General features: G+C 69.6%; 27 protein-coding genes. 15 read left to right on the top strand and 12 right to left on the bottom strand.

What is annotated here, in order from left to right; translation table 11 throughout:
• The gene (gene arc, locus R8F63_07250; GenBank protein MDW3218395.1) at positions 1-1740 is read right to left on the bottom strand and encodes a proteasome ATPase; all 1740 of its coding nucleotides are present in this window, start codon (positions 1738-1740) and stop codon (positions 1-3) included.
• A 283-nt stretch (positions 1741-2023) separates the two neighbouring features.
• Between arc and R8F63_07245 the strand changes: the two genes are divergently transcribed.
• Complete coding sequence (locus R8F63_07245; protein MDW3218394.1) at positions 2024-2257, top strand: ferredoxin; 234 nt, start codon at positions 2024-2026, stop codon at positions 2255-2257.
• Positions 2258-2307: 50 nt separating this feature from the next.
• Here R8F63_07245 and R8F63_07240 read toward each other — a convergent pair whose 3' ends face one another.
• The 10 genes from R8F63_07240 to R8F63_07195 are packed head-to-tail and all read right to left on the bottom strand — an operon-like array spanning position 2308 to position 8584.
• Positions 2308-3069 (bottom strand): trypsin-like peptidase domain-containing protein, encoded by a 762-nt coding sequence (locus R8F63_07240; GenBank protein ID MDW3218393.1) that lies wholly within the window; start codon positions 3067-3069, stop codon positions 2308-2310.
• Positions 3066-3845 carry a tRNA (adenine-N1)-methyltransferase gene (locus tag R8F63_07235; GenBank protein ID MDW3218392.1) on the bottom strand — a complete coding sequence of 260 codons (780 nt, stop codon included), beginning with the start codon at positions 3843-3845 and terminating at the stop codon, positions 3066-3068. The genes R8F63_07240 and R8F63_07235 overlap by 4 nt, the downstream gene beginning before the upstream one ends.
• Positions 3842-4786 (bottom strand): ATP-binding protein, encoded by a 945-nt coding sequence (locus R8F63_07230; GenBank protein MDW3218391.1) that lies wholly within the window; start codon positions 4784-4786, stop codon positions 3842-3844. The genes R8F63_07235 and R8F63_07230 overlap by 4 nt, the downstream gene beginning before the upstream one ends.
• A gap of 11 nt (positions 4787-4797) precedes the next feature.
• Entirely contained in the window at positions 4798-4995 is a 198-nt protein-coding gene (locus tag R8F63_07225; protein MDW3218390.1) for a thiamine biosynthesis protein ThiS, read from the bottom strand.
• Positions 4996-5235: a hypothetical protein gene (locus R8F63_07220; GenBank protein MDW3218389.1), complete on the bottom strand. Its 240-nt coding sequence runs from the start codon at positions 5233-5235 to the stop codon at positions 4996-4998.
• Positions 5235-5447: a hypothetical protein gene (locus R8F63_07215; GenBank protein MDW3218388.1), complete on the bottom strand. Its 213-nt coding sequence runs from the start codon at positions 5445-5447 to the stop codon at positions 5235-5237. Before R8F63_07215 ends, R8F63_07220 begins: the two co-directional genes overlap by 1 nt.
• Entirely contained in the window at positions 5447-5755 is a 309-nt protein-coding gene (locus R8F63_07210) for a phage holin family protein (GenBank protein ID MDW3218387.1), read from the bottom strand. The genes R8F63_07215 and R8F63_07210 overlap by 1 nt, the downstream gene beginning before the upstream one ends.
• A gap of 12 nt (positions 5756-5767) precedes the next feature.
• The gene (locus R8F63_07205) at positions 5768-6403 is read right to left on the bottom strand and encodes an LON peptidase substrate-binding domain-containing protein (protein MDW3218386.1); all 636 of its coding nucleotides are present in this window, start codon (positions 6401-6403) and stop codon (positions 5768-5770) included.
• Between the two features lie 2 nt (positions 6404-6405).
• On the bottom strand, positions 6406-7899 hold the full coding sequence (locus R8F63_07200; protein ID MDW3218385.1) for a D-alanyl-D-alanine carboxypeptidase: 1494 nt from the start codon (positions 7897-7899) through the stop codon (positions 6406-6408).
• Between the two features lie 52 nt (positions 7900-7951).
• A complete protein-coding gene (locus tag R8F63_07195; GenBank protein MDW3218384.1) occupies positions 7952-8584 on the bottom strand; it encodes a TetR/AcrR family transcriptional regulator in 633 nt (210 codons plus the stop codon).
• Positions 8585-8634: 50 nt separating this feature from the next.
• On the opposite strand from R8F63_07195, the gene R8F63_07190 reads away from it, so the two are divergent.
• From R8F63_07190 to R8F63_07130, 13 genes are all read left to right on the top strand, one after another.
• A complete protein-coding gene (locus R8F63_07190; GenBank protein MDW3218383.1) occupies positions 8635-9048 on the top strand; it encodes a hypothetical protein in 414 nt (137 codons plus the stop codon).
• Positions 9049-9050: 2 nt separating this feature from the next.
• The gene (locus tag R8F63_07185) at positions 9051-10202 is read left to right on the top strand and encodes an FIST N-terminal domain-containing protein (protein MDW3218382.1); all 1152 of its coding nucleotides are present in this window, start codon (positions 9051-9053) and stop codon (positions 10200-10202) included.
• Between the two features lie 230 nt (positions 10203-10432).
• Positions 10433-12385 carry a transketolase gene (gene tkt, locus R8F63_07180; protein ID MDW3218381.1) on the top strand — a complete coding sequence of 651 codons (1953 nt, stop codon included), beginning with the start codon at positions 10433-10435 and terminating at the stop codon, positions 12383-12385.
• 13 nt (positions 12386-12398) lie between these two features.
• Positions 12399-13502, top strand: coding sequence for a transaldolase (gene tal, locus R8F63_07175; GenBank protein MDW3218380.1), 1104 nt, complete (start codon positions 12399-12401; stop codon positions 13500-13502).
• Positions 13502-14725, top strand: coding sequence for an acyl-CoA dehydrogenase family protein (locus R8F63_07170; GenBank protein ID MDW3218379.1), 1224 nt, complete (start codon positions 13502-13504; stop codon positions 14723-14725). Before tal ends, R8F63_07170 begins: the two co-directional genes overlap by 1 nt.
• Positions 14726-15006: 281 nt before the next feature.
• The gene (locus tag R8F63_07165) at positions 15007-18207 is read left to right on the top strand and encodes a DEAD/DEAH box helicase (GenBank protein ID MDW3218378.1); all 3201 of its coding nucleotides are present in this window, start codon (positions 15007-15009) and stop codon (positions 18205-18207) included.
• Positions 18204-18557 carry a hypothetical protein gene (locus R8F63_07160; GenBank protein ID MDW3218377.1) on the top strand — a complete coding sequence of 118 codons (354 nt, stop codon included), beginning with the start codon at positions 18204-18206 and terminating at the stop codon, positions 18555-18557. Before R8F63_07165 ends, R8F63_07160 begins: the two co-directional genes overlap by 4 nt.
• 94 nt (positions 18558-18651) lie before the next feature.
• The gene (locus tag R8F63_07155) at positions 18652-19656 is read left to right on the top strand and encodes an S-layer homology domain-containing protein (GenBank protein ID MDW3218376.1); all 1005 of its coding nucleotides are present in this window, start codon (positions 18652-18654) and stop codon (positions 19654-19656) included.
• A gap of 52 nt (positions 19657-19708) precedes the next feature.
• Positions 19709-20191, top strand: coding sequence for a helix-turn-helix domain-containing protein (locus tag R8F63_07150; protein ID MDW3218375.1), 483 nt, complete (start codon positions 19709-19711; stop codon positions 20189-20191).
• Positions 20178-22577, top strand: coding sequence for a 5-amino-6-(D-ribitylamino)uracil--L-tyrosine 4-hydroxyphenyl transferase CofH (gene cofH, locus R8F63_07145; GenBank protein ID MDW3218374.1), 2400 nt, complete (start codon positions 20178-20180; stop codon positions 22575-22577). Before R8F63_07150 ends, cofH begins: the two co-directional genes overlap by 14 nt.
• Before the next feature lie 4 nt (positions 22578-22581).
• A complete protein-coding gene (locus R8F63_07140) occupies positions 22582-23256 on the top strand; it encodes a hypothetical protein (GenBank protein ID MDW3218373.1) in 675 nt (224 codons plus the stop codon).
• Positions 23256-23669, top strand: coding sequence for a DUF3052 domain-containing protein (locus tag R8F63_07135; GenBank protein MDW3218372.1), 414 nt, complete (start codon positions 23256-23258; stop codon positions 23667-23669). The genes R8F63_07140 and R8F63_07135 overlap by 1 nt, the downstream gene beginning before the upstream one ends.
• Before the next feature lie 18 nt (positions 23670-23687).
• Complete coding sequence (locus R8F63_07130) at positions 23688-24734, top strand: TIGR00730 family Rossman fold protein (protein MDW3218371.1); 1047 nt, start codon at positions 23688-23690, stop codon at positions 24732-24734.
• A 22-nt stretch (positions 24735-24756) separates the two neighbouring features.
• On the opposite strand, the gene R8F63_07125 is transcribed toward R8F63_07130, so the two are convergent.
• Entirely contained in the window at positions 24757-24960 is a 204-nt protein-coding gene (locus tag R8F63_07125; protein ID MDW3218370.1) for a hypothetical protein, read from the bottom strand.
• A 43-nt stretch (positions 24961-25003) separates the two neighbouring features.
• Here R8F63_07125 and R8F63_07120 point away from each other — a divergent pair, with 43 nt between their 5' ends.
• A complete protein-coding gene (locus tag R8F63_07120) occupies positions 25004-25774 on the top strand; it encodes a hypothetical protein (protein MDW3218369.1) in 771 nt (256 codons plus the stop codon).
• The last annotated feature ends 35 nt before the right edge of the window (positions 25775-25809 follow it).

Below are 25809 nucleotides of genomic sequence, written 5' to 3'. Positions count from 1 at the left end.
CTAGAGGTACTGCCCGGTGGCCACGGAGTCGATGGACTTGCCGCCCGACTCGTCGTCGTCGGTGTGGATGAGCGTTCGGACGTAGACGATCCGCTCGCCCTTCTTGCCCGACACCTTCGCCCAGTCGTCCGGGTTCGTGGTGTTCGGGAGATCCTCCTGCTCCTTGAACTCCTGACGGATCGAGGCCAGGAGGTCGTCGGTGCGGATGCCGCGGGGTCCCCCGGCGATCTCCCGCTTGATCGCGAGCTTCTTGGAGCGGCGCACGATGTTCTCGATCATGGCGCCGGACGAGAAGTCCTTGAAGTACATGACCTCCTTGTCGCCGTTCTGATAGGTCACCTCGAGGAACCGGTTGGCCTCGTCGGACCGGTACATCTCGCGGACGGTGTCCTCGATCATGGCCTGCACGGCCTTGCCGGGATCGCCGCCGCCCGCGGTCTCGACGAGGTCCTCGTCGATCGGGAGGTCGGGCGTGAGATAACGGCCGAAGATGGAGGCCGCAGCGTCCTCGTCGGGCCGCTCGATCTTGATCTTCACGTCGAGGCGGCCCGGACGCAGGATGGCGGGATCGATCAGGTCCTCGCGGTTCGAGGCACCGATCACGATGACGTTGCGGAGGGTCTCGACGCCGTCGATCTCGGCGAGCAGCTGGGGCACGATGGTCGACTCGATGTCGGAGCTGATGCCACTCCCCCGCGTGCGGAACAGGGACTCCATCTCGTCGAAGAAGACGATGACCGGCCATCCCTCCTCGCTCTTCTCCCGGGCCCGCTGGAACACGAGCCGGATCTGACGTTCGGTCTCGCCGACATACTTGTTGAGCAGCTCGGGGCCCTTGATGTTCAGGAAGAAGCTGCGGGCCTGCTTGTCGCCGGAGACCTCGGCGACCTTCTTGGCCAGGGAGTTCGCCACGGCCTTGGCGATCAGGGTCTTCCCGCAACCGGGCGGACCGTAGAGCAGGACCCCCTTCGGCGCGGGCAGGTCGTAGTCCTGGAAGAGGGCGCTGTGGACGAACGGGAGCTCGACCGCGTCGGTGATCTCCTCGATCTGGGTGTCGAGTCCGCCCACGTCGGCGTAGCTGACGTCGGGGACCTCCTCGAGCACGAGATCCTCGACCTCGGGGCGCGGCAACCGCTCGAGGACGACCCCGGCCCGGGGATCGATCAGCAGGGTGTCGCCGCTGCGCATCGGACCGCTCCTGACCTCCTCGCCGATCTCGACGACCCGCTCCTCGTCGGCGCGACCGACGATCAGGGCGCGTTCACCGTCGGCGAGCACCTCCTTGAGGGTCGCGACCTCGCCGGTGCGGTCCGGGGTGCGGGCCAGGACGACGTTGAACGACTCGTTCAACACCACTTCCTGGCCGAGGGACAGCTCGCCGGCGAGCTCGGGCTGGACGGCGACGCGCATCTTGCGGCCGCCGGCGTGGACGTCCACGGTGCCGTCCTCGTTGGCCCCGAGGACCGTGCCGTAGCCGGAGGGCGGCTGGGTGAGCTTGTCCACCTCGTCGCGCAGGGTCGAGATGTGTTCGCGCGCCTCGCGCAGGGTGTAGGTGAGCTTCTCGTTCTGGGAGACGGCCTTGCTGAGCTGGCCTTTCGTCTCGAGCAGCCGTTCCTCGAGCGTGCGCACCCGCTTCGGGGAGTCCTGGAGACGACGGCGCAGCGCGGTGACCTCGTCCTCCAGCTCGGCAGCGACCATGCGAAGCCGATTGATCTCGGCCTTGGCGTCCTGGTCCTCCACTGGTCCTCCCGTGCTCGGCGGTTGGGTCCGGGTCGGGGGCCACCCTAGACCCGGGTGTGTCTCTCTCGTCGGACGCCCCGGGCCGTCCCCAAGCGTTCTCACGCTCCGTGGCAAGCCTCCCACGGTGCCGTCGACGGCGTGAGTGATTTCACACCGGCCGGGTACCACGGTCGTTCAAGCCGGGCGTTAAGCTGCCGACCTAGAAGGTGTCCCGTGCCCGGGACGATTGAAGAACGCGCGGCATCCATTCGCCCGCCCGATCGACGTAAGGAACACACCAAGCATGAAGGTTTGGATCGACCAGGATCTCTGCACCGGCGACGGTCTCTGTGAGGAAATCGCTCCCGACGTGTTCACCCTTCTCGACGATGGTCTCGCCTACGTCAAGGAAGGCGACAAGGTGTTCTCCGACCCGGGCGGCCCCGAGGGCCTCGCCGTGGTCAAGGAAGGCCAGGAAGAAGCCACGATCGAGTCCGCCGAGGAATGCCCCGGCGAATGCATCTTCATCGAGGTCTGACCCACCCCGTTCGTGTGTGAGAAGGCGGCCTTCGGGCCGCCTTCTGCGCGTCAGCAGTCCGGCACGGTCAGGTTGGCGTCCATGCCGCGGGCCATGAGTGCCTCGATCTCCGACGACCGGACCGCATAGCCCACGCTGCGGGTCGCCGTGGACGTCGCGAACGTCACGCCGACGACCTCGCCGGATGGATCGACCATCGCGGCGCCGGAGTCGCCCAGGTCGATCTCGGCCGCGAGGAGCCAGCTCCTGCGCTCGATCCGTTCGGTGCCGCCCACGCGTTCGATCCGCACGGTCACGGGTCGCTCGATCCGGTAGGGCGTGGGGTCGGGGAAGGGGCCGTCCTCCCACCCGAACACCGCACCGATGCTCCCGGACTCGGCGTCCGCGGCCAGCGGTAGCGGGACGAGATCGGCGTCGGCGACTTCGAGGATCGCCAGGTCCGCATCCGGATCGAACGACACCGGCACGCCCCGCAGCTCGCGGCCGTCGAAGACGAACACCCGGATCTCGTCCATCCCGAGGATGACGTGCGCGTTCGTCACGATCAGCTCGGCGGTGAGGGCAAAGCCGCTCCCATGGGCCAGTCGCCCACACGCGACACCCTCGATGCCGACGGTCGACGCGATCACCTCGGCCAGGCGGGTCTCGGACAGGCCGTGGTCGGTCGGTACGCCGACCGCGTCGACCGGGGTCGACAGGGTCGAGTCCGTGCTGGATGCCGCGTCTCCGCAGGCGGCCAGGACCAGCGCCGCCCCGACGATCGTCGCGACGAGACGCCGGCTCGCGCGCCGATCGCCTCGACGCCCGGTCATTCCTCGAGGAGCCGCGCGTGGGTCAGGAAGCCGGTGTGGGCGACCATGCGATGGTCGGGGCGCACGGCATTGCCCTGGACGTGCCAGCTCCGTTGCAGGACCTCGGTCGTCTCCGCGAAGCCGAAGTGGGATTCCTCGAGCGCGTCGTGAAGTTGGGAGGCCTGGATGATGCTCGGCGTGTAGGCGAGGAGGATGCCGCCCTTGCGCAACGCCTTCTCGGCGTGGGGCACCACCTGCCACGGCTCGGGCAAGTCGAGCACGACTCGGTCGAGATCCTGCTCGTCGATGCCCTGGTAGACGTCCCGCACCTGCGTGGCGTAGCGGTCGCGGACGCCCGTTCCCAGGAAGCGTTCGACGTTCTCGCGGGCCTTCGCTTCGAAGTCGTCGCGGATCTCGTAGCCGATGATCTCCGCGCCGGCGCGCAACATCCCCGTCGACAGGGCGCCGCTCCCGAGCCCGGACTCGAGCACGCGGGCCCCGGGGAAGATGTCGGCCATGACGAGGATCGGGCCGATGTCCTTCGGGTAGATGACCTGGGCGCCCCGGGGCATCTTCAGGACGAAGTCGGTGATGGTGGGCCGCAGGACGGTGAAGACCATGCCGCGGGTCGAACGGAAGAGGGTTCCCTCCTCGGCGCCGATGAGGTCGTCGTGCGGGAGCACCCCGGAGTGGGAGTGGAACTCGCCGCCGACCGCCAGGTCGATGAGGTAGCGCCGGCGCTTGCGGTCGATCAGCAGGACGGGCTCGCCGGCCGTCAGGGGTCCGCGGGCGCTCATGAGGCCACCTTCGCCCGGCGGCGGGTGCGTCCCATCTCGATCGGCACGGCCGCGGTCGCCCGTTCCGTGAGTCGGCAGAACGCGCACACGCCGTTGGACGAGGGTGCCTGGCACCGTTCGCACGGGGTGACGGGTGGGCCCGACTCGTCGGTCGTGGGTACGGCGAAGCGCTCGGCGGCACGATCGAGGAACCCGAAGTAGAAGGCGTGTTTGGCGCCCGGTGAGTCGACCTCGATGTCGTTGAGCGCGGCCTTGTAGGACAGGTGCTTGTTGCCGGCGGCCATCGGGCACTCGTCGACCAGATAGTCGATGCCGCGGAGCAGGCAGTAGGCCGCGGTGTCGCGTTCGGTCAGGCGCACCAGCGGCTTGACCTTCTTCGGAAAGCCGTTGGCTGCCGGGAGGTGGGGCATCTGGCGTCCGAGATAGTCGACCTGCCAGTGCAGCGTGTTGCCCATCAGGACGGCCGCCTCGTCGTCGAGATTGTGGCCGGTGACGATGGCGTCGTAGCCGCCCCGGCGCGCCGCGTCGTCGAAGAGGTGTCGCTTGGAGAGGCCGCAGGCGGAGCAGGGCGCCCGCTTGGCCGCCCGGCTGCCGTTCGGCACGTCGAATCCGTGGTCACGCAGGAGGTCGTCGACCTCCAGCGAGAGGCCCCGCGACTCGGCGAACCGCTCGGCGTAGCGCCGCGACTCGTCGCTGTACTCGCCGATCCCGAGCCCGATGTAGAAGCCGTCGGCCTCGAAGCCGAGCTCGGTCAGGATGTCCCACACAGCCAATGAGTCCTTGCCGCCGCTCACGGCCACGAGCACCCGGTCGCCCGGGTCGAGCATGGCGAACTGGTCGATGCTCTTGCGGGTCTGATCGCGACACAGGCGCACGAAGTGTTCGGCACAGAAGTTGGCGTTGTGGCGCCGCACGTCGATGACGGCGGGCCCGCGGCACACCTGGCACTTCATCACGCGCCGCCGGAGATGACGGAACGGACTTCGACCGTGGCGTGCGTGCCGAGCATCTTGTCGCCGGGCACGAGCTCGCCGTCCTCGATCACCAGGTGCGACTCGCGGTTCAGGTCGAGATCACGCAGCAGCACGGAGACCTGGACCGGTCCCTCGATCTCGACCTCGCGCGACGGGTTGCGCAGCAGCACCCGCACTCAGCTCGACCCCCGCTGGTCGGTCGTGTGGCGGATCACCAGCTCCTCGCCGGGCTTCAGCGGCTCGCTGTAGCGGACGGGCATCTCGCCCCGCTTGGTGACCTTCCCGGACCAGCGGGCGAGATAACCGAGCCCGAAGATCGTCAACCAGAGCGGCGATCCGCCGAGCAGCCCCTTGCGGATCCCGTTCATGCGGATGGTCCGCTTCACGTAGGTGGGGCCGAAACCGCGGCCGGCCATCAGATTCTCCGGATCTCCACGACCGTGGACTTGGTCGTGCCCACGCGGCGTCCGATCCGGTACGCCAGATAGAGCACGATCACTGCGCCTCCGATGGCGACGGGGAGCAGCTTGCGCGCCGTCGCCTCGGCCTGGTCCTGGACCTCGCCCACGACGGAGCGGACGCTCTCGTGGATCTCGTCCCGGGTGATGGGGGTGGTCTGCTGGGCCATCAGAGACTCCGCTTCGTGATCCGCCACACCAGCAATCCGACGATGAACAGCGCGGCGACGAGGGTGAGAAGGTAGGGCGCCCACGAGAGGTTGCCCGTGAAGTTGGAACCGGTCTCCTCCTGGAGCACCCGGAGCATGGCCAGCGTGAGCGAGATCCCGCCCAGCATCAGCAGCACGCTGCCGGCGATCCCCATGCCGACCCATCGGCCCATGCCCTGGAGCGGTTCGACCGTCTCCTGGCGCGCGTAGGCCTTGACCAGATCGAGGACGTCGGCGAGTCCCTGGCGTTCGTTCGTTCGTTCAGCCATCGGGGCGCCACCCTATCCGCGCTCGTCGGCCAGAGCCTCCAGCATCTCGGCCCGTTCGCCGATCAGCGCGACCGCCCGCTCGAGTCGAGCGGCCACGCCCGGCACCGCGAGCAGGTCGCTGCCGTCGAGTGGGCCGAGCTGGGCAACGACCGCCGCCTGCCAGATCGCCTGGGCGTGGTCCTCCGCCAGGACGATCTCCGGAATGGCCCGACCTGGTTGGAGACGGCCGGCGGCGGCCCGGATCCGTTCGACGCCGGCCTCGAGCCCGGCCCGGTCCGCGACGTCGATCGCGTCGCGGTAGGCGTCGGCGTCGGCGTCGGGCCAGTCCTCGACCAGGGCCCGCGGATACGGATCGTCCGGCAACCATTCGACCACCCGGATGCGGCGGGTCGCCGAAGCGACGAGACCCCATCGGCCGTCGTCGAACTCCTCGTGCTGGATGATCCGGGCGACGACGCCCACATCGGCGCGCACGTCGTCGCCGCCGACCTCGCGTCCCCGTTCGATCGGGGCCGTGCCGAAGTCCGGCTCGTCACGAGCGGTGACGTCGCGGGCGAACTGGCGGTACCGCGGTTCGAAGAGGTGCAGGGGGACGACCGCGGTCGGCAGCACCGTCTGTTCCAGCGGGAACATCGGCAGCTCGTACACGGCTACTCCTCGTCGGTGACCGGGAGCGGCGCGATCTCGGCGAGGTCCGGGCCGCCCGGGTGTTCGCCGATCGCGTCGAGCAGCGCCGCCACGACGTCGTCGCACACCGTGCGCTCGGCGAGCGACCCGTCCTCGCCCGGTGACCAGTTCACCAGCAGCGAGAACGTGAGCTCGTCGCCGTTGGAGGCGGTGGCTCGACCGGCCACCGCGGTGACCTCGGGTCGGGCGGACGCCATGACGTCGAGGGACGCGATCGTGCTGGGGACGCAGGCCGAGATGCCGTCACTGACGACGCCGGTGAGGGCCCCGGTGGAGAGCGGCCCGGCGTCACCATCGAGGATGTCGGCCAGCGCCCGGCACTGGGAGGCGCTGCGCAGCGACAGACCCGAGCCGTCCCACGTGGGGAAATTGCCGACCTCGTCCTCCGGGATCAGCCCGGCCTCGACGAGCGCGCCGCTGACGTTGATCGCGGCACCGAGCGGAAGGTCGCCCGGCCAACCGGCGCGTACCGCGAGCTCGCGGTAGAGCATCTCGGCCGTGGTCGCGTCGACGAGGGCGCGTCGCGCGATGTCCACGAGCGGGGGTGACTCGATCGATGCGACCGCGGCGCGCTGGGCGATGTCGGGCGCCCCGCCGCTGCGCGCTGATCCGGTCACGTCGATTCCGCCGAACTCGATCCAGGCCGTGAGCGCGTCGGCGGCGTGCGCCTCGGGGTCGGACGTGCGGACCCGGGCGCCCGGGTCGGGGGTCTCGGGATCGAAGCTCTCGAATCCGTTGTCGAGCAGGAGGCCGTCCGTCCGGCCCACGGTGTTCGACGCGATCTCGGCCGCGGTCCACACGTTCTCGCCGGTGGAGAGCGTGTTCGACGCCCGGTCGCTGTCGTACTTCTGATCGACGCCGACGATCGCGCCGTCGACGGCCGTGATCCCGTCCCGGCCGAGGGCCTCCACGGCCGCGACCGCCAGTTCGGCCACCGACGTCGATGCCCGGTCGTCGTCGAACCGGTCGACGAAGGCAGCCGTGGACAGGACCGGGTCCGCGCCGCCGATCAGATAGAGGTCGCCGTCGAGCACGCCGTCCACGACCGCGGCGTCGGCGTCGCGGACGATCTCCGTGGTGAAGCCACCGCCGTTCGGCGAGATCGTGTCGAGGGCTGCGACCGTGACGAGCCGCAGCAGATCCCCGGGGATCAGCGCGTCCGTCGAGTTGATCTCCGCGATCGGCTCGCCGTCGCGATGCACGGACAGACAGTGGACCGAGTCGGCGGCGAGTGACGAGAGCGCGTTGCTGACTCCCCGCTCCAGCAGGCCGTCGGTCGTCGGCTGGCGGAGCCACTCCGGTGCCCGCCGCGCGCTGAACAGTGGGGTGTTGAGCGCGGGCTCGGTGGCGGCACCGCTGCCGTTGCCCGGGTCGGCCGCGTTGTTCGCCCGACCCGCGAGGATCGATGCGGCGATGACCACGGCGAGCACCAAGGCGGGAAGGAAGAGCCGACGCATGTTGGGGGCAGGTTAGGCGGCGAATGCCCGCGGGTTGCGCCGCGGGCCGGGATCAGCGCGCCGTGGGCTCCAGCGCGGCACGGAACAGGTCACGAACATGGGTCAGCCGGGCGTCGAGCGCATCGGGACTCAGCGGGTCGCGCAGGAGCAGATCGGCGATGAAGGGAACGTCGGAGAAGTAGGACAGCAGGGCGCCGTAGCCGGTGAGGAGGAGCTGTTCGGGATCGTGGCGGCGGAAGCGGCCGCCCGCCATCTCCCGTTCGAAGTACTCGACGGCGCGGGCGAAAAGCGGCTGGAGGGCGACCCCCAACTCGATGTGGCCGGTCCCCTCTTCGGCGAGTGCCTCGCGGCGTACGATGCGCACGAAGTCCGGATTGCTCATGAAGAAGTCGAAGCCGGCGGTGAGCACGAAGTCGACCTGTTCCCATCCGCTGGCGGTCGACAGGCTCACGGCCGACTCCACCCGCTCGTACCACTCGCCGAGGGCCCGCTCGAAGACCTCGCGGTACATCGCCTCCTTCGACGGGAAGTGGTGCAGCAGACTCTGCCGACGCACCCCGACCGCCGCGGCGATGTCGTTGAGAGAGGTGCCGTCGAAGCCGCGTTCGGCGAAGAGACGGCGCGCTTCGACCACGATGGTGTCCCGGGTCGAGAGGTCCGAGGTCGACTCGGCCGCGCTGCTCACGGGCCGCAGCGTAGTGGGATGCACGGGGCGGGCCCCGATAGCGTGCGCGCATGACCCCCGCGCCGTCCACCGACATGGAGATCGTCTCGGCGTTGTTCATCGACGAGATCGATCTCCGCCCCGTCGCCGGGCCCTCGACCCGTATCGACCTGAAGGGCATCCAGTTCAGTGCCGCCGCGCCCACCCCGGTCCCGCTCACGTGGGCGCCACACCTGTGTGTGATCGTCCGGTGTCCGGAGGAGGCCGCGGGCCAGGGTGTGCTCGAGGTGACCTTCCACCGCGGCGAGGAGCAGATCGCCCGCAACGTGCAACCCTTCGACGTGGAGCCCGGCAAGTTCACCTACCGCCTGGTGCGGGCCGAGCTCGAGTTCACCGAGTACGGGTCGATCGAGGCTCGCTGTCGGATCGGGCAGGGGCCGCACACGACGGTCCCGTACACCCTCCTGCCGCCCACCGAGGACTGAGTGTGACCCCGGCGGGCACCGCCACCTTCGGCGCCGCGGTGTCCGAGCATCCGGATCCCGCCCACGCGGTCGCCGAGGCCGCCGGCGCGGTGCTGGACGCCGTCGGGCCCGGTGTCGATGTGGCGTTCCTGTTCGTCACCGGTCCGCATGTCGCCGCGATCGACGACATCGCCGCGGCCGTGCACGCGATCCTGCGTCCGGTCGCCTTCTGCGGCACGTCGGCGGGTGGTGTCATCGGCGGAGCGACGGAGGTGGAGGAGGTCGGGGCCGTCTCGGTGTGGGCCGGCCACGTCGGGGATGCGGAGGCTGTACGGCTGGAGACCGTTCGATCCCCGGACGGCACGGCGGTGGTCGGGATGCCCGACGAGGCGGCGGTCGGACAGCGCACGCTCGTGCTGCTCACGGATCCCCATTCCTTCCCCACCGAGGCCTTCGTGCGGGCGAGCAACGACCAGTACCCGAATCTCACGGTCGTCGGCGGAATGGCGAGTTCTGGTGGCCCCGGCATGAACCGCCTCCTGGTCCAGGGCGAGATCCACGACGACGGTGCCGTCGGGCTGCTGCTCCCCGAGGGCTTCGACACCCCGACCGTCGTCTCGCAGGGCTGTCGGCCGGTCGGCGAACCGCTCATCGTCACCGCGTCCGACGGCAATCTGGTCACCGGGCTCGGCTTCCGGCCTGCGCTCGATCGGCTGCGGGAGCTGATCGACGACGCCGACGACCACGACCGGATGCTGTTGTCACGGGGTCTCCACGTCGGGCTCGTCGTCGACGAGTCCGCGGCGGACTTCGGGCCCGGGGACTTCCTCATCCGGGCGGTGCTCGGCAGCGACGCCGATCGCCAGGGTGTGCGCATCGGCGATCACGCGCCGGTCGGCACGACGCTCCAGTTCCACGTGCGCGACGCGGGCAGTGCGGACGCGGATCTGGTCGGATTGCTGGGCGGCGTCGACGCCGATGCTGCGCTGGTCTTCACCTGCAACGGACGGGGCACGGCGATGTTCGGCGAGCCGGATCACGACGCCGAACTGGTGAGCGAGGCGGTCAACCGCGGTGCGCTCGCCGGCATGTTCTGCGCCGGGGAGATCGGCCCGATCCGCGGCGAGAACCACGTCCACGGATTCACGGCGTCCGTCCTCCTCTTCTACGGGTGAAATCCCGCTGTCGAGGCTTGACGCAACCGGCGACTCTCGGACGAGGAGATGCGTCGGTCGTCAGTATTGGTTGACAACGGCGACGCCTTGTCAAGCAAAACTGACGAGCGTCGCTCGCGAGCGAAACCCTGCCAATGAGGACGAAAGGGCGGTTTCGAGGTGCCGAACATCCGAACCGTCGCGGCGCCACGCGGATAGGGTCCGACCCGTTGGCAGGACCGGGAGGACCGATGACCGATTTCGACGCGCGTGCCGTGAGCACGATCCGCGGCCTCGCCATGGACGCGCCCCACGCCGCCCGTTCCGGCCATCAGGGGACGGCGATGGCCCTCGCTCCCCTCGCCCACGTGCTCTACAGCCGGGTCATGACCTATGACGCGGCCCGGCCGGACTGGATCGACCGCGACCGTTTCGTGCTCTCCGCCGGCCACGCGTCGATTCTCCAGTACTCCCTGCTCCACCTCGCCGGGTTCGGGTTGTCGCTCGACGACCTGAAGGACTTCCGCCAGTGGGGTTCGGCCACGCCGGGTCATCCGGAGGTGGGCCACACCGCCGGCGTCGAGGTCACCACCGGCCCGCTGGGGCAGGGCGTGGCGAACATCGTCGGCATGGCGATCGCCGAAGCCCAGCTCCGGGCCCGCTACGGCGCGGAGATCTTCGATCACCACGTCTTCGGCATCTGCGGCGACGGCGACCTGTCCGAGGGCATCAGCCACGAGGCCGCGTCGCTCGCCGGCCATCTCGGCCTCGGCAAGATCGTACTCTGCTACGACGACAACCACATCACCATCGACGGCGAGACGGAGCTCGCGCTCACCGACGATGCGGCGACCCGCTTTCGCGCCTACGGCTGGCACGTGGAGGAGTTGGGCGAGGTCGGCGACGATCTGGACGCGCTCGAGGCGGGCGTCCGTCGGGCCATGGCCGTCACCGACCGGCCGAGCCTCGTGGTCGTGCGCACGATCATCGGCACCCCCGCGCCCGAGTCGGCGAACACCGCCGACGCTCACGGCTACGCGATCTTCGATGAGGAGATCGCGGCCACCAAGTCGATCATGGGCATGCCCGCGGACGAGACCTTCCACGTGCCCGACGATGTCCTCGACGAGTACCGCAAACTCGGTCTGCGCGGCGCGGAGGCCCGTTCGGCGTGGGAGGGGCGCGTGGCCGCCTTCAGCGGCGACCGCACGATGCTCGAGGCCCAGCTCAGCGGCAACGGCCTCCCCGGTTGGGAGGACGCGCTCCCCTCGTTCGCGGTCGGCGAGTCCGTCGCCACCCGCAAGGCGTCCAACGGTGTGCTGCAGGCGCTGGTGCCGGTCGTGCCGGGCCTGACCGGCGGTGGCGCGGACCTCACCGGCAACACCGGCACGGTCATCAAGGACGAAGGCGTGTTCTCGGCCGCGAACCCGGGTGGGCGCCAGATCTACTTCGGTGTGCGCGAGCACGCCATGGGCGCGATCGCGAATGGCATGGCTCTGCACGGCGGGGCGATCCCCGTCGTCGGCACGTTCCTGGTCTTCGCCGACTACATGCGCGCCGCAGTCAGGCTCGCGGCGCTGTCCGAAGCCCGGGCGATCTTCGTCTGGAGTCATGACTCCGTCGGTGTCGGGGAGGACGGCCCCACCCACCAGCCGGTCGAGCAGATCGCGTCGCTGCGGGCGATTCCCGACCTGCGGGTGATCCGACCGGCCGACGCGAACGAGACCGTCGCGGCGTGGCGGATCGCCATCGAGTCCGGCGGTCCGACCGCCCTGATCCTGACCCGCCAGAACGTGCCGGTGCTCGAGGGCACCTCGGCCGACGGCGTGGCGCAGGGCGCCTACGTCCTGCGGGACGCGCCGGATGCGGCGATCACCCTCGTCGGCACCGGCAGCGAGGTGGCGGTCTGCGTGGACGCGGCCGACGCGTTGGCCGCGTCGGGCGTCGCCGCCCGCGTCGTGTCGATGCCGTGTTGGGAACTCTTCGCCGCGGCCGACGCCGACACCCGTGACGCCGTCATCCCCGCCGCGACGCCGTCGCTCGCCGTCGAGGCCGGTGCCACCATGGGCTGGCATCGATGGGTCGACGACGTCGTCGGCATCGAGCGCTTCGGTGCGTCCGCTCCGGGCGATACCGTGCTGGAGAAGCTCGGGATCAACGCCGACAACGTCGTCGCCCGGGCCCGAGCCCTGATCGATTCCTGACGCTGGAGAATCCATGACCCGCTTGCACGATCTCTACGCCGAGCAGGGTCAGAGTCCCTGGCTCGACAACATCCGACGCGGCTGGATCACCAGCGGCGAACTCGAGGCGTGGGTCGGGCGCGGTGTGCGCGGCCTCACCAGCAACCCCTCGATCTTCCAGAAGGCGATCCAGGGTTCGGCCGAGTACGACGAGGAGTTCTCGACGGCGATCTCGAACGGCCTCGACGTCGAGGCGTCGTATTGGCGCCTCGTGACCAGCGACATCCGCGCCGCCCTCGACATCCTTCGACCCGTCTACGACGAGTCCGACGGGCTCGACGGCTATGTGTCCGTCGAGGTGGACCCGGGACTCGCCCGCGACACCCCCGGAACCGAGGCCGCGGCGCGGGCGCTCCACGAGCAGCTGTCGGCGCCGAACCTCTACGTGAAGATCCCCGGCACGGCCGAGGGCCTGGCGCCGATCCAGCAGATGATCGCCGAGAAGCGGTCGATCAACGTGACGCTCATCTTCTCGCTCGCCCGCTACGCCGAGGTCATGGAGGCGTACATCGCAGGGCTCGAGCAGGCCGAGGGTGACCTCGCCGACATCTCGAGCGTCGCCTCCTTCTTCATCAGTCGTCTCGACGTCGAGGTGGACCGTCGCCTGGAGGAGATCGGCACGCCCGAGGCGTTGGCGTTGCAGGGCAAGGCGGCGGTGGCGAACGGCAAGCTCGCCTACGCCCTGTTCCTCGAGACCTTCACCGGTGACCGTTGGGACGCGCTGGTCGCGCGAGGAGCGCGGGTGCAGCGCCCGTTGTGGGCATCGACGTCCACGAAGAACCCCGACTATCCCGACACGCTCTATGTCGACGAGCTGATCGGTCCGGACACGGTGAACACCCTGCCCGACAGCACCATCGAGGCGTTCGAGGACCACGGCACGATCGCCCGCACGATCGACGCGGACGTGGACGCCTCTCGCGCGGTGATGGCGGACCTGGCGGCGGTGGGCATCGACATCGACGACGTCACGCAGCAGCTCGAGGACGAGGGGGTCGCCGCCTTCGAGAAGAGCTTCGACGAGCTGCTCAGTGCGCTCGGCACGAAGGCCGAGGCGATGACGTCGGGAGAGAGCTGATGGACCCGTCGTACAGCGCCGATGCCGAGACCTTCCGCGAGAAGATCCAGGCGTTCCTGGCGGAGAAGCTTCCGTCGAGCTGGGCCGGTATCGGCGCCCTCGAGGCCGAGGAGGCCGAGGCGTTCACCCAGGAGTGGCGGCGCACACTGGCCGACAACCGGTATCTCGCGCCCGCCTGGCCCACGGAGTACGGCGGCGGTGGACTCAGCGAGCTCGAACAGGTCGTGCTGGCCGAGGAGTTCCAGCGCGCCGGCGTGCCGACGGGTGGTCTGAACGACTCGTTCAGCATCCAGATGGTGGGCAACACGATCCTCCAGTGGGGAACGCCCGAGCAGAAGACGCACTTCCTCCCCCGGATCATCAGCGGCGAGGACGTGTGGTGTCAGGGCTACTCCGAGCCGGACGCCGGTTCCGATCTCGGCGGGCTCGGCTGTCGGGCGCAGCTCGACGGCGACGAATGGGTGATCAACGGCCAGAAGATCTGGACGTCCGCCGGCATGACCGCGAACTGGATCTTCGTGCTCTGCCGGACCGATCCCGACGCGCCGAAGCATCGCGGCATCAGCTTCGTGCTGTGCCCGATGGAGCAGGAGGGTGTGGAGGTGCGGCCGATCGAGATGCTCTCGGGCGACTCGGACTTCAACGAGACGTTCTTCGACGATGCCCGCACCCACAAGGACAATGTCGTCGGTGAGGTCAACGGCGGATGGGCCGTGGCGATGACCCTGCTCGGCTACGAACGCGGCGAGGCCGCGGCCACGATGCCGATCATGTTCAAGGCCGAGGCGGAGAAGCTCCTGGCGTTCGCGAAGGAGACGGGGGCCTCCGCGGATCCCGTCCTGCGTGACCGACTCGCCCGGATCCATGTCGAGGTCGAGATCATGGGTTATCTCGGCAAGCGGTCCCTGACGAACTTCCTGGCCGGAGGCGTGCCGGGGCCGACGGAGTCGATGTTCAAGATCTACTGGAGCGAGTACCACCAGCGGATCACCGAACTGGCGGTGGACATCCTCGGCGCGGCGGCGATGACGCCCGAGGGGAAGCGGCCGTCGACGGCGTTCTGGGGCGACCAGGCCGGCTCGGGCAACAACTCCGCGAGCTGGGTCGGCGCGTTCTACAACGCCCGGGCGGGCACGATCTACGCGGGGACGTCGCAGATCCAGCGCAACATCCTCGGCGAGATGGTGCTCGGCCTGCCCAAGGAGCCGAAGGCTCCCCAGTAGCGGAGAGCCGAAGGCTCCCCAGTAGCGGAGAGCAGGCGTAGGAGGGAGTCCGCCCGACTCCTCCTACACTTGATGTCGAACCCGGTGACGCCGATTGGCATCACGGGAGCCGATGGGGACGACGGGTCCGGCATCGGCGGCACCGTCAGGCGCCATCCCGCGCGGATGACCGACGGCGATGCTTTCCGCCAGGGGGCAGTCCTGCTCCCCGTTTCCCGTAGGAGAGAACCGTTACCAACAACGACGGGGTCGTCCTGACGTCGAGTGAGCTCGACCGACTGGTGCAGATCCATCTCGACGGTCAGGCGACCGACGAACAAATCGACTATCTGAAACAACGCGACAGCGCGTGGGCCGCGAGCCTGTACCGCCTCCTCGACGAGGCGGAGGCCCGGCTCGCGTCCGCGCGTCGCGACCTCCGTGGCGCCGAGCGGGCGGTCGTGCTGGCCGACCTCGACGCCGACTGCTGGCGCATCGACGAGGTCCTCACCGAGGTCGTGGGGGCCGCGGCGGAGGCAGAGCTCCAGCCGGTCCAGGAGGGTCGGGGCGGCGGCCCGGCGCCGGCGTTCGTGGGCGACGTGCAGTTGCATCTGTCCCGTTCGGACGGGCGCATCGTCGCGTGGGCGAGCGGCGCGGGACAGCGGCCGGAGACCGACGATCAGGTGCTCCAACGGATCCGGGATCTCGGCGGCGTCGTGGACGACTGGGACGAGCGCGCCACCGTGAAGATCCCCGGCAACGGGCGGGTCGCGACGGTGTCGGCGCCGATCGAGAAGGTGCTGGGCTGGCTGGCCCCGCTGGGTGGTACGGCCGATGACGACCGGGTCGGCGCGAGCGTCACCTGGATGGGTCTCGCCACGGCCGTGGCGATCGAGCTGGTCATGCAGGGCCGCTACGCCCCCCAGCTGATCCAGCAGAAGCGACGGCGGAAGGACCCGGCCGCGCCGGATCAGGGCACGTTCCGCATGCGTTGGTTGCCTGCCCTGGTGGACGACGACGTCCTCGACGGCCTCGCCTCGAGCGTGCCGGGCGCGGCGATGCTCGGCAGTCGGGAGCAGGACAAGGCCAAGTTCGCCATGGCGGCACTGACCGACCTGGTGGACGCGATCGTCGGGTTCGCGGCCGGCCAGATCGAGAGTCCGGCCGCGCCACCCGAGATCCGCACCAAGCAGGATGTCGCGGAGACGGCCCTCTGCCTGCTCGCCGGCGAGGCGTTCGTCGCACCGGCCAAGGCGGGCGGCGAGCTCGTCCGGCGGATGACCCAGTGGGCCCAGCCGGTCGTCGGCGCAACCGGACAGCGGCTCGTCGTGCAGCTCGACCCGCCCGACGAGATGGGTGCATGGCACGTCTCGGTGCTGGCGCCGGCGGAGGACGGTGGACTCGAACCCGTCGAGGTCGCCGTCACGACGGGAAGCAAGACCCGGGCGAAGCAGATGGCGGCCCAGCTGGCTCGTCTCGAACGCCTGTTCCCCGAGCTCCTGCGGCTCGGCGGCCGCCGCCGCGGCGAGGTGATGCTGAGCCAGGACGAAGCCTGGAACCTCATGACCGATTCGGGCGACGTGTTGACCGCCGCCGGATTCGACGTGCGGGTGCCGGATCTTCGTCGCCAGAAGGCCGTCGCATCGCTGCGTCTCACCTCGGAGGCGGACGACAGTGCCGTGGGCGCCCAACAGCTGGCCGACGTGCGCTGGTCGGCGGTGTTCGACGAGGTCGAGTTGACCGCGGCCGAGATCGCCAAGCTCGCGGCGGAGGCCCGCCCGCTCGTGAAGTCCCGCGGACAGTGGGTGGAGCTGGACAAGGCCGACCTCGCGGAGGCCGCCGCCGCGCTCGCCGAACGGGCCGATCAGACCCGCCTCACCGGCGCGGAGATGCTGCGGCATGCGCTCGGGCTCGAGGGCTCGCCGCTCGCCGGCGGCGTCAGCATCATGGGCGCCGGTTGGGCCGCCGACCTGCTCCGCAGCGTCGAGTCGCTCCCCGAGGCGCCGACCACCACCCCTGAGGGGTTCTCGGGCGAGCTGCGGAGCTACCAGGCCGACGCCCTCGCCTGGCTCGACTTCCTCGACAGCGCCGGCCTGGGCGGATGTCTGGCGCTCGACATGGGCCTCGGCAAGACCCCCACCGCGCTGGCGAGTCTCTACGCCGGTCGTGACCAGGGCACCAGCCTCGTCATCGCTCCCCCGGCGGTCGTCGGCAACTGGGCATCCGAGGCGAAGAACTTCGTGCCCGACCTGAAGGTCGTCGTCCACCATGGGGCCTCCCGGGCCAAGGGGCCTGCGCTGGGCCGGGCGGTCCGCGGCGCGGATCTCGTGATCACCACCTACGGCACGGCGGTGCGCGACATGGACCAGTTGTCCGAGTACGCCTGGGGCAAGGTCGTGATCGACGAGGCGCAGGCGATCAAGAACCCGGCGGCCGAGACCAGCAAGGAGCTCCGGCGGCTGGACGCAAAGACCCGGGTGGCGCTCACCGGCACGCCGATCGAGAACGGTCTCGGCGATCTGTGGGCGATCCTCGACTGGGCGAACCCGGGCCTGCTCGGGCCCCGCGCCGCGTTCATCTCCCAGCTCACCCCGGAGAAGCAGAACTCGCTGGCGTCGAACGACGGCGAGCAGGCGCTGCGGGCGCTGAACGGCATCCTCGTCTACCGACGGACCAAGGCCGAACCGGCGATCGCGGCCGAACTCCCCGACCGCATCGACGAGCTCGATCATTGTGCGATGACGCCCGAACAGATCGGCCTCTACCAGGCGGTCGTCGACTCCCTCATCGCCGAGTCCGAGCAGAAGGAGCCCGGCACGCCCGAGCGCAAGGGTGCCGTGCTGGCGGCGATCACCGCCCTCAAGCAGATCTGCAACCATCCGGTGAACTACCGGGCGGACGACAACGGCATCGAGGGGCGATCCGGCAAGCTGGTCAGGCTCAACGAGATCATCGACAATGTGTTCGCGGCGGACGAGAAGGTCCTCGTGTTCACCCACTTCGCCACCTGGGGCGAGACACTGGCGGGGTATCTCACCGAGCGGACCGGCAAGAAGATCGACTGCTACCACGGTGGTCTCGGACGAGGCGCGCGTGACCGCATGGTCGACGAGTTCCAGAAGTCGCCCGGAGCGGGTGCGATGGTGCTCTCGCTGAAGGCCGGCGGCACGGGCCTCAACCTCACGGCCGCGAACCATGTCGTGCTCTACGACCGCTGGTGGAATCCGGCGGTCGAGGATCAGGCCCGCGACCGCGTGTGGCGGATCGGTCAGGAGAGCACGGTCATCTGTCATCGCCTCGTCTGCCCCGGCACGATCGACGAGCGGGTCGAGGAGGTCGTCGCCGGCAAGCGTCAGATCGCCGACATCACGCTGCCCAAGTCGAGCTCGATCGGTGATCTCGACGCGGCGCAACTCCAGCAGGCGCTCGGGATCGATGCGGGCGCCCTGCTCGACGTCGAGGGCGAGTCCCTCGACGCGGATGTCGAGGAGGTCGACGCATGAACCAGCCCGCACCTCGTCGCAAGCGCAGCCGGTCCCGCAAGCGGGGCGGCAACGCCTCCAACTCGGGTGGCGCGAAGAACACCAATCGCAACCAGGCGAAGAAGGCGCAGCCGAAGGTCGATCCGGTGGAGTTCTGGGGGGACAGCGATGCCCTTCCCGAACGCATCGACGGGCTGCGTCACAGTCCGGACGTGCGGGCCGTGCTCACCTCGCTCGGCCGGCCACCGCTGACGGGCAACGAGACCGCGGCCGAACACTGGTTCAGCATGGTCTACGAGCGTGCCGCCTTCCTCGCCGGTGCCCTGGCCGCGGCGGGCGATCTCGACGCGGACGACGAGCCGGCGGACTGACCGGGCGCCGCGGGTCGGCCTCCCGAATCTGATAAAGCTTGGTGTTGCACGGGCCGAACACTCATGGAACGACGCGCGTCCAGAGGGGTGAGCCATGCGACGGAGTCAGCGAACCGCAGTACGGGCCGTCGTCGCGCTCGCGGTCTTCGTGGCCGCCGTCGGCCCCGCCGGCGCGATCGCGGGGTTCGGTGGAGTTCCCGACGACCGCTTCTACTCCGACGCCGTGCAGTGGATGGTCGACAACGACATCACGTCCGGCACCTCCGAGGGGTGCTTCTCGCCGGATGCCGACACGACCCGGGCCCAGCTCGCCACGTTCATCCACCGCGCCGAGGGCGAGCCGGCGGGGGGCGAAGCCGACTTCGCCGACGTCGCCTCCAACGCGTTCTACGCGGACGCGGTCGGCTGGATGGCCCAGAACGACATCACGACCGGCACCACGCCGAACACCTTCTCCCCCGATCGGCCGGTGACCCGGGGTGAGGTCGCGACGTTCCTGCACCGCGTCGCCGGCGAACCGCCCGGCGGCGAGGAGAACTTCGTCGACGTCGATCCGGACGACTTCTTCGCGGCGGCCGTCGGTTGGATGGTCGCCAACGGCATCACGACGGGCACATCGTCGTCGACCTTCTCGCCGCATCGCAACGTCACCCGCGGTGAGGTCGCCACGTTCCTCTACCGCGTTGCCGGCGAGCCGTCGGTCGCGCTGACGGGCGACGGGTACTGCGACTCCGCGGACGGTCAGCTGGCCGCAGCGGAAGCGCGCTCGTTCCAGCTCCTGAACCAGTTGCGGACCGGTCTGGGCCTCGACCCCCTGACCCGCAACGGGGCCATGGACGCGGCGGCCCGCGAGTGGTCCTTCACCATGGACGACACCGGCAACTTCCAGCACAGCAACCTGCCCTACGGCGAGAACATCGCCTGGTGGAGCGCCGGCTACGCCACGCCCGAGGCTGCCGCGGAGAAGATGCACGAGCTGTGGACGAACAGCCCCGGGCACTACGCGAACATGACGCGCGCCGACTACGAGCTGATCGGCGTGGGTTTCTGGCAGTCCGACGACGGCGGTTGGCACGCCACGCACGTCTTCAGTTTCTGAGCCCCGGAGTCGGTTGCGAATCGCAACCGACTCCTCCTAGAGTGCCAACCCGATGACGGCGACGCGAGACCCGGGGCAGGACGACTGTTCGATCCAGCGCACCCTGGACGTGATCGGTGACCGCTGGACGCTGCTGATCCTGCGTGATGTGTTCCGTGGCGTCCGCCGGTTCTCGCAGATCCAGTCGGACCTCGGTATTGCGAAGAACCTCCTGACCGACCGCCTGGCCGCCCTCGTCGAGGCGGGCGTCGTCGAGAAGGTCCCGTACCAGGATCGACCGGTCCGCCACGAGTACCGGCTCACGGACAAGGGGCGGGCCCTCTCCCCCGCCCTCGTCGCCCTCATGCGCTGGGGCGACGAATGGTGCGGCGACGGCGATGCCCCTACCGAACTCGTGCACACACCGTGTGACACCCGCCTCGAACTCCAGCCGTGGTGCGTCGTCTGCAACGAACCCGTCGCCCCCACATCCATCTCGTCGCGACCGGGTCCCGGTCGCCTTCCCGACCAGGAGACCGCGCATGCCGCGACCTGACCTGTTGGCCCTCGGGCTCGACGAACTCGCCGCCCGGGCGCGGGCGATCCGCGACGACGCGACGGGCTCCGTCGTCACCTATTCCCCCAAGGTGTTCATCCCGTTGACGATGTTGTGCCGGGACAAGTGCGGCTATTGCACCTTCGCCCAGCCGCCGGCCCGACTCGACTCGCCGTACCTGTCGCCCGACGAGGTCCTCGCGATCGCCCGCCGGGGGGCGGAGATGGGATGCCACGAGGCGCTCTTCACGCTGGGCGAACGCCCGGAGAAGCGCTATCCCGTCGCGACGGACTGGCTCCAGCGCCACGGCTACTCGTCCACCGTCGACTATGTGATCGCAATGGCGAGGCTCGTGCTCGACGAGACGGGCCTGCTTCCCCACGCCAACACCGGCGCGATGTATGCCGACGAGCTCGCGAGGCTTCGCGCCGTGTCCCCCAGCCAGGGGATGATGGTGGAGACGCTGCGTGACGACCTCGATTGCCATCGCGGCGCCCCCGACAAGGTGCCCCAGCGCCGCCTCGACACGCTCGAATGGGCCGGCGAGCAGAAGATCCCCTACACGACCGGGATCCTCGTCGGCATCGGCGAGGACCGCGAGGACCGTGTCGCCGCGCTCGAAGCGATCGCGGCGGCCCACGAACGCCACGGGCATGTGCAGGAGGTGATCGTCCAGAACTTCCTGCCCAAGGACGGCACCGCGATGCACAACGCGCCGCCCTGCCCCCGTCCGGACCACCTCGAGGCGATCGCCCTCGCCCGGATCATCCTTCCCCCGGAGGTCGCGGTCCAGGCGCCGCCCAACCTGTCGGACGACTTCGGTGACCTCCTCGACGCCGGCGTCAGCGACTGGGGCGGCGTGAGCCCCGTCACCGCCGATCATGTGAACCCCGAGCGCCCGTGGCCCGACCTCGACCGCCTGCGGGAGGTGACCGAGGCCAAGGGGCTCACCCTCGCACCCCGGCTCACGGTCCATCCCCGCTACGCGTGCGACCCGGACACCTGGATCGACGAGGCGCTCCACTTCCCGGTCATGGACCGCTCCGACAGCGACGGCTTCGCCCGTGACGATCCGGGCTCGGTGTGGCCGGAGCGCACCATGGAACGCAGCAAGGTCGACGACGGCGCCGAGTTCGACCTCGTCGGCGACCTGTCGACCCAGTGGTACGTGGGTGCCGGCGGCGATCCCCAGGTGCTCGTGCCCGGCCGGGCCGGAGCCGGCGGCGCGGTCGGTGAGGTGCTCCAGGGCGTGCGCGACGGCCAGGACGTCGGCTTCGACGAGATCCTCGCCCTGTTCCGGGCGCGGGGCCCCGAGGTCGCGGCGGTCGCCGAGGTGGCGGACGACCTGCGCCGCGACATCGTCGGCGATGACGTCACCTGGGTCGCCAACCGCAACATCAACTACACGAACGTCTGCACCTTCAAGTGCCGGTTCTGTGGCTTCTCCAAGGGGCCGCTCTCGTTGAACCTGCGGGGCACGCCGTACCTCCTCACGCTCGACGACATCGCCGACCGCACGATCGAGGCAGCGGCGCTCGGTGCCACGGAGGTCTGCCTCCAGGGCGGCATCCACCCCGACTTCGACGGCGAGTACTACATCGACGTCGCCAAGGCGGTGCACGCTGCCGTGCCGGACATCCACATCCACGGGTTCACGGCGCTGGAGGTGACGGAGGGCGCGAAGCGCAACGACGAGCCGCTCGCCGACTACCTCACGCGGTTGAAGGACGCGGGCCAGCGGTCGCTGCCCGGAACGGCCGCCGAGATCCTCCACGACGAGGTGCGCGAAACGCTCTGTCCCGACAAGATCGACACCGAGGAGTGGCTCGAGGCACATCGTGTCGCCCACTCCGTCGGCCTCGGCTCGAACGTCACGATCATGTTCGGGTCCATGGAGCGACCGGAGCACTGGGTCCACCACATCCTGCGCACGCGGGCGTTGCAGGAGGAGACCGGCGGATTCACCGAATTCGTCGGCCTGCCCTTCGTGCACATGGCCTCGCCGATCTACCTGCGCAAGATGGCTCGCCGCGGGCCCACCTGGCGCGAGGTGCTCCTCATGCACGCCGTCGCCCGGATCGCCTACCGCGGCCGGATCGACAACATCCAGGGATCCTGGGTGAAGCTCGGCTTCGGCTCGATCGCCCAACTCCTGCAGTCGGGCGCGAACGACCTCGGGGGCACGCTCATCGACGAGAACATCTCCCGCGCCGCCGGCGCGGACCACGGCACGGGCGTCACCCCTGAGGACTTCCGCGCCGTCGTCGAGCCCCTCGGGCGCCGGCTGGTGCAGCGCACCACGCTCTACGGACGCCCGGACCTCGACGCGCTGCCCCTCACGACGACCCGCCGCGTGCGCACGGTCATCCCGGTCGCGGGAGCATGAACGCATGCACCTGACCGTCCATCTCGCCGAGCCCGGTCTCCGCGGCGTTCCCGCGCTGCGTCGCTCCCGACCGGCGAAGGACACGCCCGGCCTGCGCTACGCGGCGGCTGCGGTGCCGGCGCCGCTGGGCTCGGGCGGCACCCGCCCCATGCTCGGCCACGTGGTCCATCTCGGTTTCTGGGACGACGCCGACGACGCCGAGGCGGCCTTCGCCGACACGCCGTGGGGCCCGGACACGTTCACCGGGGTGCGCATCGACGCGGCGCCGGTGCGGGCGATCGGGAGCTGGCCCGGCCTTCCCGCCGACCTTCCGACCGCCGCCGACCCTGTGCACGACGGTCCGTCGTTCGTGCTCACCATCGCCCGTCTCCGGCTCCTCCAGGCCCGGCGCTTCTTCGTCGCCGGTGCAATGGCCGAGAAGCACGTGATCGCCTCTCCCGGGCTGTCATGGGGGTTCGGGGCGGCCGCGCCGGAGCGCCGCACCCTGATGACGCTGTCGTGGTGGCACGACTTCGCGGCGATGGCGATGACCGTGCGAGGCCCCGGTGGCCATGCCGATGCCATGGCCCGTCAGGCCGAGAAGGACTTCCACCACGAGTCGGCCTTCGTCCGGTTCCGGCCGCTCGCCGCATCGGGCTCACTCGACGGGAAGCACCCGGTGCCGGAGATGACGATCTGATGCCCGCCGGCTACAGCGGTACGCCGCTCCCGAAGAAGCTCGGGATCAAGGACGGCCACATCGTGGCGCTCGTCGATGCGCCGGAACACATCGACGACCTGCTCGACCCGATGCCGGCCGATGTCGAGATCCGCAGGGGTGCCCGGGGAAAGCCCGACGTGAGCCTCGTGTTCTGTCGGACCCGTCGCGATCTCGACCGCCGTGCCGGGCAGCTCTGGAAGCTCGCCTTCCCGGATCGCTCGATCTGGATCTGCTGGCCGAAGAAGTCGAGCCCCATGTTCGCGGACCTGACCGAAGACCAGGTCAGGGAGGTCGTCCTGCCCGGAGGGCTGGTCGACATCAAGGTGTGCGCGGTCGACGACGACTGGTCCGGGCTCAAGCTGATGGTGCGCCGCGAGCTGCGCGACCGCTGAGCGGTATCGTTCTCGCCCGTGCCCGACTATCCCTCCACCTATCGCACCGGCGATCCTGCGCTCGATGATGCCATCGTCGCCCTGATCGCCGACCTCGACGAGCGTGACCGCGAGTTCGTCTTCGAGCTCATGGTGTCCGCCGTCCGCCTCTCCCGAGAGGACGTCGACCGCGGTGAACTGAAGATGGTCGCGGCCGCCGTCAAGGAGTTCCGGTACTCGTTCGGCGTCTTCGCTCCCTACGAGGGAATTCGCAAGTGCACCGTCTTCGGGAGTGCGCGCACGAAGGTCGGCGATCCGGCCTACACGTGCGCCCACGATTTCGCCGCCGCGATCGCGGCGCGGGACTGGATGATCATCACCGGTGCGGGTCCCGGGATCATGGAGGCCGGCCACGAGGGAGCCGGTGCCGAGAACAGCTTCGGCGTGAACATCGTGCTGCCGTTCGAATCCGATGCGAACCCCGTGATCGCCGACGATCCGAAGCTCATCAACTTCAAGTACTTCTTCACCCGCAAGGTCATGTTCATGAAGGAGTCACACGCCTTCGTCATGCTGCCTGGCGGGTTCGGCACCATGGACGAGGCGTTCGAGCTGCTGACCCTCATCCAGACCGGCAAGTCCGATCCGGCTCCGATCGTCCTGCTCGATCCGCCCGGAGGCACCTACTGGGCCCTGTGGCGGCGGTTCGTCGAGATCGAGTTGCGCGAGCCGGGACTGATCTCCCCCGACGACCTGGCCCTCGTGATGGTCACGGACTCCATCGACGAGGCCGTCGAGGAGGTGTGCCGCTTCTATCGCACCTATCACTCGATCCGCTTCGTCGGGAACCGTCTCGTGCTGCGGCTGAATCGGCCCGTCGGCGACGACGAGTTGGCCCGGCTCAACGCCGATTTCGGTTACGTCCTCGCCCGGGGTGAGATCGAACGGATCGAGGCGACCGAGGCCGAGCAGCGAGACGACGACCATCTCGAGCTGCATCGCATCGCATTCCGCTTCGATCGTCGCAGCTGGGCCGGCGTGCGCCGCATGATCGACGCCCTGAACGACGCGACGCCCGTCAGCTGAGGGGTCGGTCCGCCGAGACCGGTCAGGCGAAGGGGTCGTCCGGCTCGTCGAGCAGGTGGATGGCCTTCTCGACCGCGCGACGCGCTCGGGTGAGGCGCTTCTCGTCGACCGGGAGCTCCTGACCGCCGGCGTCGATCGACTCGCGGAGCTGGAGAATCGCGAGGTCCGCCAGTTCTTCGGCGATGACTTCCAGTCGCCCTCGGATCTCGTCGAACTCTCCTGCCACGACGGAGACGGTATCCGTTCGTCGCCCGGCTACCGTCGCCGCAATGCACGATGAGGATCTCCACGCCGACGAGCTCCACGAATGGGTCGCCTTCACGGACGACGCGGGGAACGCGTGGCAGTTCGACGTGACGTTCCTCACCAGCAACTACGGCTGCATCTACGGCCGCGGTTGTCCCGGGGTCTTCACCGAGCCCGCCCCGGAGTACGAGCACGGCTGTTGTACCTACGGCGCCCACTTCGTCGACGACGCCGACCGTGAGAGCACCCTCGCCCGCGCCGCCGAGCTCGACGACGACGAGTGGGAGCTGCGCGACCGTGCCGACGAGATGGGCGGCGCACTCACGACGAACGAGGACGGCGACTGGGTGACCCGGACGGTCGACGATGCGTGCATCTTCCTGAACCGCCCGGGCTTTCCGGCGGGGGCCGGCTGTGCGTTCCACCAGGCGGCGACGCGGCGGGGCGAACGACCGCTCGACTGGAAGCCGCAGGTCTGCTGGCAGCTCCCCCTGCGCTACGACGAATGGACCGACGACAACGGCCACACAACCCACCTGCTTCGGGAGTGGAAACGCCGTGACTGGGGCGAGGGTGGGGCCGAGTTCGCCTGGTGGTGCACCGACGACCCCCTGGCGTTCGGCGAGGACCGACCGGTGTGGCGGAGTCTGCGCGACGAGATCGTGGAGCTGGTCGGCGACGACGCGTACGAACGGCTCGTCGACTATCTGGTCCACCGAGAGGCCACCCACCCGACCGCGTCGGTGTTCCTCCCCCACCCGCAGGTGCGACGACGAGCAGATCCGGACGCCTGACCGCTCAGATCCACGGCGTTCCGGCCGAAAGGAGC

This window comes from Acidimicrobiales bacterium (assembly GCA_033344915.1).
Lineage (GTDB): Bacteria > Actinomycetota > Acidimicrobiia > Acidimicrobiales > Aldehydirespiratoraceae > JAJRXC01.
The sequence above is the reverse complement of the archived record's forward strand: the minus strand, read 5'-3'. Positions and strand labels throughout refer to the sequence as shown.

Excerpts from the sequence above, each read along its gene's own strand:
- R8F63_07245 (MDW3218394.1), top strand. The coding sequence starts at position 2,024 with ATGAAGGTTTGGATCGACCAGGATCTCTGCACCGGCGACGGTCTCTGT.
- R8F63_07240 (MDW3218393.1), bottom strand. The coding sequence starts at position 3,069 with ATGACCGGGCGTCGAGGCGATCGGCGCGCGAGCCGGCGTCTCGTCGCG.
- R8F63_07235 (MDW3218392.1), bottom strand. The coding sequence starts at position 3,845 with ATGAGCGCCCGCGGACCCCTGACGGCCGGCGAGCCCGTCCTGCTGATC.
- R8F63_07220 (MDW3218389.1), bottom strand. The coding sequence starts at position 5,235 with ATGGCCGGCCGCGGTTTCGGCCCCACCTACGTGAAGCGGACCATCCGC.
- R8F63_07215 (MDW3218388.1), bottom strand. The coding sequence starts at position 5,447 with ATGGCCCAGCAGACCACCCCCATCACCCGGGACGAGATCCACGAGAGC.
- R8F63_07210 (MDW3218387.1), bottom strand. The coding sequence starts at position 5,755 with ATGGCTGAACGAACGAACGAACGCCAGGGACTCGCCGACGTCCTCGAT.
- R8F63_07200 (MDW3218385.1), bottom strand. The coding sequence starts at position 7,899 with ATGCGTCGGCTCTTCCTTCCCGCCTTGGTGCTCGCCGTGGTCATCGCC.
- R8F63_07190 (MDW3218383.1), top strand. The coding sequence starts at position 8,635 with ATGACCCCCGCGCCGTCCACCGACATGGAGATCGTCTCGGCGTTGTTC.
- tkt (MDW3218381.1), top strand. The coding sequence starts at position 10,433 with ATGACCGATTTCGACGCGCGTGCCGTGAGCACGATCCGCGGCCTCGCC.
- tal (MDW3218380.1), top strand. The coding sequence starts at position 12,399 with ATGACCCGCTTGCACGATCTCTACGCCGAGCAGGGTCAGAGTCCCTGG.
- R8F63_07170 (MDW3218379.1), top strand. The coding sequence starts at position 13,502 with ATGGACCCGTCGTACAGCGCCGATGCCGAGACCTTCCGCGAGAAGATC.
- R8F63_07160 (MDW3218377.1), top strand. The coding sequence starts at position 18,204 with ATGAACCAGCCCGCACCTCGTCGCAAGCGCAGCCGGTCCCGCAAGCGG.
- R8F63_07155 (MDW3218376.1), top strand. The coding sequence starts at position 18,652 with ATGCGACGGAGTCAGCGAACCGCAGTACGGGCCGTCGTCGCGCTCGCG.
- R8F63_07150 (MDW3218375.1), top strand. The coding sequence starts at position 19,709 with ATGACGGCGACGCGAGACCCGGGGCAGGACGACTGTTCGATCCAGCGC.
- cofH (MDW3218374.1), top strand. The coding sequence starts at position 20,178 with ATGCCGCGACCTGACCTGTTGGCCCTCGGGCTCGACGAACTCGCCGCC.
- R8F63_07140 (MDW3218373.1), top strand. The coding sequence starts at position 22,582 with ATGCACCTGACCGTCCATCTCGCCGAGCCCGGTCTCCGCGGCGTTCCC.
- R8F63_07135 (MDW3218372.1), top strand. The coding sequence starts at position 23,256 with ATGCCCGCCGGCTACAGCGGTACGCCGCTCCCGAAGAAGCTCGGGATC.
- R8F63_07120 (MDW3218369.1), top strand. The coding sequence starts at position 25,004 with ATGCACGATGAGGATCTCCACGCCGACGAGCTCCACGAATGGGTCGCC.